4 protein-coding genes are annotated in these 8,378 nt (G+C 70.4%); all 4 read left to right on the plus strand.

Going from position 1 to position 8,378, the window contains the following annotated elements; genetic code table 11:
* The coding region (locus HKK72_RS32035; protein ID WP_187238176.1) for a hypothetical protein at positions 1-702 on the plus strand (702 nt) is incomplete at its 5' end.
* 285 nt (positions 703-987) lie between these two features.
* Complete coding sequence (locus HKK72_RS32040; RefSeq protein WP_187238177.1) at positions 988-1,806, plus strand: hypothetical protein; 819 nt, start codon at positions 988-990, stop codon at positions 1,804-1,806.
* Between the two features lie 371 nt (positions 1,807-2,177).
* Entirely contained in the window at positions 2,178-6,719 is a 4,542-nt protein-coding gene (gltB, locus tag HKK72_RS32045; RefSeq protein ID WP_187238178.1) for a glutamate synthase large subunit, read from the plus strand.
* A 15-nt stretch (positions 6,720-6,734) separates the two neighbouring features.
* Positions 6,735-8,198, plus strand: a complete 1,464-nt coding sequence (locus tag HKK72_RS32050; protein WP_187238179.1) for a glutamate synthase subunit beta — start codon at positions 6,735-6,737, stop codon at positions 8,196-8,198.
* Positions 8,199-8,378: the final 180 nt, after the last annotated feature.

The following is an 8,378-nucleotide window of genomic DNA, read 5'->3' on the forward strand; positions in this document are numbered from 1 at the left end:
CGGACCGGTATGCCGCCGGTGTTGTTCTTCGGCGCGGCGGCGGCCCTCCTGGTCGTCGGGCTGGCCGTCGCCATGATCGTCATGGGGCTCGACGGCGACGAACCCGCGCGCACCCGGCCCGCCGGAAGCCGTCCTGACGCGGACGGCACCGCTCCCTCGACGTACTCCTCCTCGCCGTCCACGACCGTCTTCGGCGCGATCGACCAGCGCGCGGCCGACCGTGCGCCGCTCACCGCCGAAGAGGTCTTCCCGGCCGGGTCCCGGTCCATCGCGGGGCCGGGCGGCAAAGGCAGGCTGACGCTGCGCGACCAGCGCCTCGACTCCGACTGCGCCGCAGCGGTGTGGGGCGCCGCGGTGGGGGACGCGCTCTTCGACGGCGGCTGCACCCAGGCCGTCCGCGGCGCCTACTCCGGCGGCGGCCACGGCGTCACTGTCGCGATCTTCAATCTGGCCGGGGTCGAGGATGCGAATCGCCTGGTGGCGGCCCTGGATCAGCGTGGGGGAGGCTTCGTGAAACCCCTGAGCGACTTCGGCCGGGGGTTCAGCATGGCACGGGGCCTGGCGATGGGTCACTACGTGGTCGTCGGCTGGGTGCAACGTCTCGACGGCAAGGGCGATGCACAGGATGAGGCATTGCTGTCGCTCCTCATCGAGACCGGCGACTCCAAGGCCGTCCTCGGCAGGGCCGCGCGGTCGCGATGACCGGCCCGGCGGAGGAGTCCACTTTGGAGCAGCGCACATTGGAGCAGGGCATGGGCGACCGGAAGCGCCGATGGCAGGGAACGGCGACGGGGGACACCGCGTCGAAGGGTCGAACGAAAGGAATGCGTTCAGGTGAGCTATCCGTATCCTCCCCCTGACCCCTCCCAGCAGCCGCCGGCCGGTCCGCCTCCCGGGGGCTGGGGAGGCGCTCCGCAGGGACCGATGACTCCTCCTCCCGGTGGCCCCGGCTGGCCTCAGCAGCCGCCGATGCACGGAGGCCCGGGCATGCCCCCCGGAGGGCCGGGCATGCCGCCCCGGCCGCCCTATGGGCCGCCGCCGTCCGGAGGATCCAACACCGGCTTGATCATCGGCTTGGCGGTGGGCGCCGCGGTGCTGATCGTCGCCGTTCTGGTGGCCGTCATCGTGGTGACGGACGCCGGGGACCCGGATCCGTCCCCGACCTCCGGGCCGGCGACGCCGACCAGTGGACCGGTCGCGGGCTCCGAGCTCAAGCCGACCGAGTACGACGACGCCGCGTCGTGGAGCCTGTGGGACCCGCTCAACGACCGCACGAGCGACAGCGCCCCGCTCAGCACGGCGGAGGTCTTCGGCAGCAGCGACTCCCGGAGCGTCGAGGACAGCCGCAAGAACCTCTACACCTTCCAGGGCGAGGGGCGGCTCGACAGCGACTGCACCCAGGCGATCTGGGGCGAGGGGCTCAAGACGGCCCTGCAGGGCTACAACTGCACGCAGGTCGTGCGAGGGGTCTACGCCGACTCCAGCAAGAGGATCGCGGGCCACGTCGCGGTGTTCAACCTGCGGGACGTGACCAGCGCCAACCAATTCATCAAGGATCTCGACCCGGCTCTCGGCAAGGGCTTCGTGACGCCCCTGCCCGGGCAGCCCGCCCCCCTGGACCGGTTCGGCTCGGGCTTCACCGGCGCCGACGCCGGCGCCTACGGTCACCTGGTGGTCGTGTCGTGGGTCGGTTACACCGACGGAAAGAACGACTCCTCCGCCGACATCGACGCCATCGCCCCGCGCTCCGCGGTGCAGCGGGCCGCCAAGAACTTCCTGTTCACCCGGGTGAGCAGGGCTCGCTGATCCGGCGGGTGACACGAGATCGAGGGGGTCCCGGCTCGGCGCGCCGGGACCCCACCGAGATCGTTGAACACCCATTGCCTGCATTTGGTGCCTAGATTTGGTCCTGGGGTATCTCATCGTGGGTATTGGGTACATATGTGGACGTACCCTCATGCACGCCTGGAGAGGCTCCGTCGAGAAGGTGCCTTGCGAGGGCATGCACCCCCGGGATCGCACGCATCGACCCGCGTGACCTGGAGAAGTTTCGCGATCACGGCGATTCGGGGATGATCTCGACGGTGAGGTAACCTCGTTACACCGCAGACAGGGCCAACGCCGTCCCCGACTGCACTGACTACGTAAGCAGTGACACGACGACGACGGGAGGGTTGATGACGGCTGCCGCCCTCACTCCTGGCCTGCCACAACGCCAGGGGCTCTATGACCCGGCCAACGAGCACGATGCCTGCGGCGTCGGCATGGTGGCCGACCTCGCCGGACGCAAGAGCCACGACATCGTCGAGAAGGCTCTGACCGTTCTGCGCAATCTGGATCATCGCGGTGCCAAGGGCGCCGAACCCGACGACGGTGACGGCGCGGGCATCCTGACCCAGATCCCCGACGCGTTCTTCCGCGACACGGTGGACTTCGCACTGCCCGCCGAGGGCGCGTACGCCGCGGGGATCGCGTTCCTGCCCGCCGACGCCGCCGAGCGCGCCACGGTGGTCGAGGCGATCACCGCGCTGGCCGCCGACGAGGGACTGAAGATCCTCGGCTGGCGTGAGATGCCCTACGACGCCCGGTTCTGCGGGCCCACCGCCCGCCGGGTCATGCCGCATTTCGCCCAGCTGTTCGTGGCGGCCGAGGACGGCCGCACGGCGCTCGACCTGGACCGGCTCGTGTTCTGCATGCGCGAGCGCGCCGAGCAGGACACCGGCGTCTACTTCCCCAGCCTGTCCAGCCGCACCATCGTCTACAAGGGGATGCTGACGACCCCGCAGCTGGAGCCGTTCTTCCCCGACCTGTCGGACCGGCGGTTCGCCAGCGCCATCGCGCTCGTGCACTCGCGGTTCTCGACCAACACCTTCCCGGCGTGGGAACTCGCCCACCCGTACCGGTTCATCGCCCACAACGGCGAGATCAACACGGTCAAGGGCAACCGGAACTGGATGCGGGCACGAGAGGCGCTCCTCGCCTCCGACGTGATCCCCGGCGACCTGTCCCGGATCTACCCGGTGATCGACATCGAGGCCAGCGACACCGCCTCGTTCGACGAGTGCCTCGAGCTGCTGCACCTCGGCGGCCGCTCCCTGGCCCACTCGGTGCTCATGATGATCCCGGAGGCCTGGGAGAACCACACCGAGATGGACCCGGCCCGCCGGGCGTTCTACGAGTTCCACTCCACCCTCATGGAGGCCTGGGACGGCCCCGCGAGCGTGACCTTCACCGACGGCACGGTCGTCGGCGCCGTCCTGGACCGCAACGGCCTGCGCCCCGGCCGCTTCTGGGTCACCGACGACGGCTTCGTCGTGCTCGCCAGCGAGGCCGGCGTGCTCGACATCGACCCGGCCACGGTCGTCCGCAAGGGCCGCCTCCAGCCCGGCCGGATCTTCCTGGTCGACACCGAGGCCGGCCGCATCATCGAGGACGACGAGATCAAGGCCGAGCTCGCGGCCGAGCACCCCTACGCCGACTGGCTGAGCGACGGCCTCGTACGGTTCGGGGAACTGCCCGCCAGGGAACTCGAGCACCCGAGCCACGAGACGCTCGTCAAGCGGCAGCAGGCCTTCGGCTACACCCAGGAGGAGCTGCGGATCCTGCTGACGCCGATGGCCCGCACCGGCGCCGAACCGATCGGCTCGATGGGCACCGACACCCCCCTGGCGGCGCTGTCGGACCGCCCGCGGCTGCTGTTCGACTACTTCAAACAGCTGTTCGCGCAGGTCACCAACCCGCCGCTCGACGCCATCCGCGAAGAGCTCGTCACCTCGCTGCAGTCCACCCTCGGCCCCGAGAGCAATCTGCTCGACCCCGGCCCCGACTCGTGCCGGCGGCTCGTGCTGCCCACCCCCATCCTCGACAACGACGAGCTCGCCAAGATCGTCCACATCAACGACGAGGACACCCTCCCCGGCCTCGACGCCCATGTCGTGCACGGGCTGTACGACGTGAACGGCGGCGGCGAGGCCCTTCAGGAACGGCTCGCCGAGATCTGCGACGAGGTGTCCGGAGCCATCCGCGGCGGCGCGCGCATCATCGTGCTCTCCGACCGGGGCTCGGACTCCACCCGCGCGGCGATACCCGCGCTGATGTTCACCGGAGCGGTGCACCACCACCTGATCCGGGAGAAGACCCGCACCCAGGTCGGCCTGGTCCTCGAGACCGCCGAGGCCCGCGAGTGCCACCACATGGCACTGCTGATCGGCTACGGGGCGTCCGCGATCAACCCCTACCTCGCCATCGAGACCGTCGAGGACCTGGTCGAGACCGGCGTGATCACGGGCGTCGACCCCGCTCAGGCCACCCGCAACCTGGTCAAGGCCTACGGCAAGGGCGTGCTCAAGGTCATGTCCAAGATGGGGGTCTCCACGGTGGCCTCCTACACCGGCGCGCAGATCTTCGAGGCCATCGGCCTCGGCGCCGAGGTCATCGACCAGTGCTTCACCGGCACCACCTCCCGCCTCGGCGGGGTCGGCTTCGACGTCATCGCCCGCGAGGCGGCCGAGCGGCACCACCGCGCCTACCCGCCCCGCGGCAACGAGATCTCGCACCGCACCCTCGAGGTCGGCGGCGAGTACCAGTGGCGCCGTGAGGGCGAGCCGCACCTGTTCAACCCCGACACGGTGTTCAAGCTCCAGCACTCCACCCGCACCCGCCGGTACGAGATCTTCAAGGAGTACACCTCCCTGGTGGACTCCCAGGCCGAGAAGCTCATGACGCTCCGCGGCATGTTCAAGCTCCGCGAAGGCGTCCGGCCACCCGTGCCGCTCGACGAGGTCGAACCGGTCTCTGAGATCGTCAAGCGCTTCTCCACCGGCGCCATGTCGTACGGGTCCATCTCGGCGGAGGCGCACGAGAACCTCGCCATCGCCATGAACCGCCTCGGCGGCAAGTCCAACACCGGCGAGGGCGGGGAGGACCCGGAGCGGTTCACCCCCGACGGCAACGGCGACCTGCGCCGCTCCGCGGTCAAGCAGGTGGCCTCCGGCCGCTTCGGCGTCACGTCCGAGTACCTCACCAACGCCGACGACCTGCAGATCAAGATGGCGCAGGGCGCCAAGCCCGGCGAGGGCGGCCAACTGCCCGGGCACAAGGTCTACCCGTGGATCGCCAAGACCCGGCACTCCACCCCCGGGGTCGGCCTGATCTCGCCGCCGCCGCACCACGACATCTACTCGATCGAGGACCTCGCCCAGCTCATCCACGACCTGAAGAACGCCAACCCGTCGGCGCGCGTGCACGTCAAGCTCGTCGCCGAGGTCGGGGTCGGCACGGTCGCGGCCGGTGTGTCCAAGGCGCACGCCGACGTGGTCCTGATCAGCGGCCACGACGGCGGCACCGGCGCCTCACCGCTCACGTCCATCAAGCACGCGGGCGCGCCATGGGAGCTCGGCCTGGCCGAGACCCAGCAGACCCTGCTGCTCAACGGGCTGCGCGACCGGATCGTCGTGCAGACCGACGGCCAGATGAAGACCGGCCGCGACGTGATCATCGCCGCGCTCCTCGGCGCCGAGGAGTACGGCTTCGCGACGGCGCCGCTGGTGGTCTCGGGCTGCGTCATGATGCGGGTCTGCCACCTCGACACCTGCCCCGTCGGCGTGGCCACGCAGAACCCCGAGCTGCGAAAGCGGTTCACCGGCAAGCCCGAGTTCGTCGTCAACTTCTTCGAGTTCGTGGCCGAAGAGGTGCGGGAGTACCTCGCCGCGCTCGGCTTCCGATCCCTCGACGAGGCGATCGGACATGTCCAGCTGATCGACCCGCGCGAGGCGATCGACCACTGGAAGGCCGGCGGACTCGACCTCGCGCCGATCCTGCACCGGCCGGATCTGCCCGACGGCACCCCGCTGCGCCGCGTCACGGTCCAGGACCACGGCCTGGAGAAGGCGCTCGACAACACCCTCATCCAGCTGGCCGAAGGCGCCATCGCCTACGGCGACCCGGTGCGGCTGGAGATCCCGATCCGCAACGTCAACCGGACGGTCGGCACCATGCTCGGCCACGAGGTGACCAAGAAGTGGGGTGGCGACGGCCTGCCGGACGACACCATCGACGTCACCTTCACCGGTTCGGCCGGCAACTCGTTCGGCGCCTTCGTGCCACGCGGCATCACGCTGCGCCTGATCGGCGACGCCAACGACTACCTCGGCAAGGGCCTGTCCGGTGGCCGCCTCACCGTGCGTCCCCATCCCGAGGCGCCGTTCGTCGCCGAGGACCAGATCGCGGCCGGCAACGTCGCCCTCTACGGGGCGACCTCCGGCCAGTTGTTCCTGCGCGGCATCGCGGGGGAGCGGTTCTGCGTCCGCAACTCCGGCGCCACCGCCGTCGTCGAGGGCGTCGGAGACCACGGCTGCGAGTACATGACCGGCGGCCGGGCCGTCGTGCTCGGCCCGACCGGGCGTAACTTCGCGGCCGGGATGTCGGGCGGCATCGCCTATGTCCTCGACCTCGCGCAGGAACGGGTCAACGGGGAGATGGTCGACCTCGACCCGCTCTCCGCCGATGACCGGGATTTCCTGCGCGACATCGTCTCGACGCACCTCGACGAGACCGGGTCGCCGGTGGCCGAGAAGCTCCTCGCCCACTGGGACACCTCGGTGGAACGGTTCAGAAAGGTGATGCCACGGGACTACAAGCGCGTGCTCCAGGCACGCGCGAGAGCCGAGGCCGAAGGACGAGACGTCGACGAGGCGGTCATGACCGCCGTACGCGGGTGAAGGGGGACTGAACACATGGCCGACCCGAAGGGGTTCATGACGCATCCGCGCGAGCTCCCGAGCCGCCGTCCGGTCGACGTCCGGATTCGTGACTGGCACGAGGTCTACGAGGACTTCGGCAGACCGGCGCTGGAACGGCAGGCGAGCCGCTGCATGGACTGCGGCATCCCGTTCTGCCACCAGGGCTGCCCGCTCGGGAACCTCATCCCCGAATGGAACGACCTGGTCCACCGGCACGACTGGCGGCAGGCCATCGAGCGCCTGCACGCCACGAACAACTTCCCGGAGTTCACCGGGCGGCTGTGCCCGGCGCCGTGCGAGACCGCCTGCGTCCTCGGCATCAACTCCGACCCCGTCACCATCAAGCGGGTCGAAGTCGAGATCATCGACCGCGCCTGGGCCGAAGGCTGGGTGCGCCCGCAGCCGCCCGCAGTCAAGACCGGCCGCAAGGTCGCCGTCATCGGCTCCGGCCCGGCCGGGCTCGCCGCGGCCCAGCAGCTCACCCGCGCCGGCCACGACGTCGTCGTGTACGAGCGGGCCGACCGCATCGGCGGGCTGCTCCGCTACGGCATCCCCGAGTTCAAGATGGAGAAGCGGCACATCGAGCGGCGGATCGCCCAGATGCGCGCCGAAGGCACCGAGTTCAAGACCTCGGTGAACATCGGCGTCGACATCACCGCCGACGAGCTGCGGCGGTCCCACGATGCCGTGCTGCTCGCCGGCGGCGCCACCGCCTGGCGCGACCTGCCCGTACCGGGCCGGGACCTCCGCGGCATCCACCAGGCCATGGAGTACCTCCCCGAGTCCAACCGGGTGCAGGAAGGCGACCAGGACGAGCCGGGGATCACCGCGGCCGGCAAGCATGTCGTGGTCATCGGCGGCGGGGACACCGGCGCCGACTGCATCGGCACCGCGATACGCCAGGGCGCCGCGTCCGTCACCCAGCTCGAGATCATGCCGCGGCCTCCGCAGGCGCGCCCGGACTCCCAGCCCTGGCCCACGTACCCGATGCTCTTCAAGATGGAGAGCGCGCACGAGGAACTAGCGGGCGAGGGCGGCGAACGCGTCTACGCCTTCTCCACCCAGGAGTTCACCGGCGACGACGAGGGCAACGTCAAGACCCTGCGGATGATCGAGGTCGAGGGCCCGGCGGCCGGTTTCAAGCCGATCCCCGGCACCGAGCGCGAGATCCCCGCAGAGCTCGTCACCCTCGCCATGGGCTTCCTCGGCCCCGAGAAGGCCGGCCTGCTCGAACAGCTCGGGGTCGACCTGGACGCCCGGGGAAACGTGCAGCGGGACAAGACGTACAAGACCTCGCTCGACGGAGTCTTCGTCGCCGGCGACATGGGCCGCGGCCAGTCACTGATCGTCTGGGCGATCGCCGAGGGCCGCGCCGCCGCCGCCGGCGTCGACAAGTGGCTCACCGGCCACACCGGCCTGCCCTACCCCATCCCGCCGACGGCCAGGCCCATCGCCTGATCCGCCACCGGCCTGATCCGCCACCGGCCTGATCATCACAGGCCTGATCCACCGCCGGCCCGATCGACCGCTGGGCCCTCCTCGGGGGAGGGCCCAGCGGGCAAGCCGCCCATGACATGGCCGGCCGATGACAGGATCGAAGCCATGACGACCGCCCCGACGGCACGGCCCGCCCGGAAG

The sequence above is a fragment of the Actinomadura sp. HBU206391 genome, from assembly GCF_014323665.1.
Lineage (GTDB): Bacteria > Actinomycetota > Actinomycetes > Streptosporangiales > Streptosporangiaceae > Actinomadura_C.

Excerpts from the sequence above, each read along its gene's own strand:
- HKK72_RS32040 (WP_187238177.1), top strand. The coding sequence starts at position 988 with ATGCCCCCCGGAGGGCCGGGCATGCCGCCCCGGCCGCCCTATGGGCCG.
- HKK72_RS32050 (WP_187238179.1), top strand. The coding sequence starts at position 6,735 with ATGGCCGACCCGAAGGGGTTCATGACGCATCCGCGCGAGCTCCCGAGC.
- gltB (WP_187238178.1), top strand. The coding sequence starts at position 2,178 with ATGACGGCTGCCGCCCTCACTCCTGGCCTGCCACAACGCCAGGGGCTC.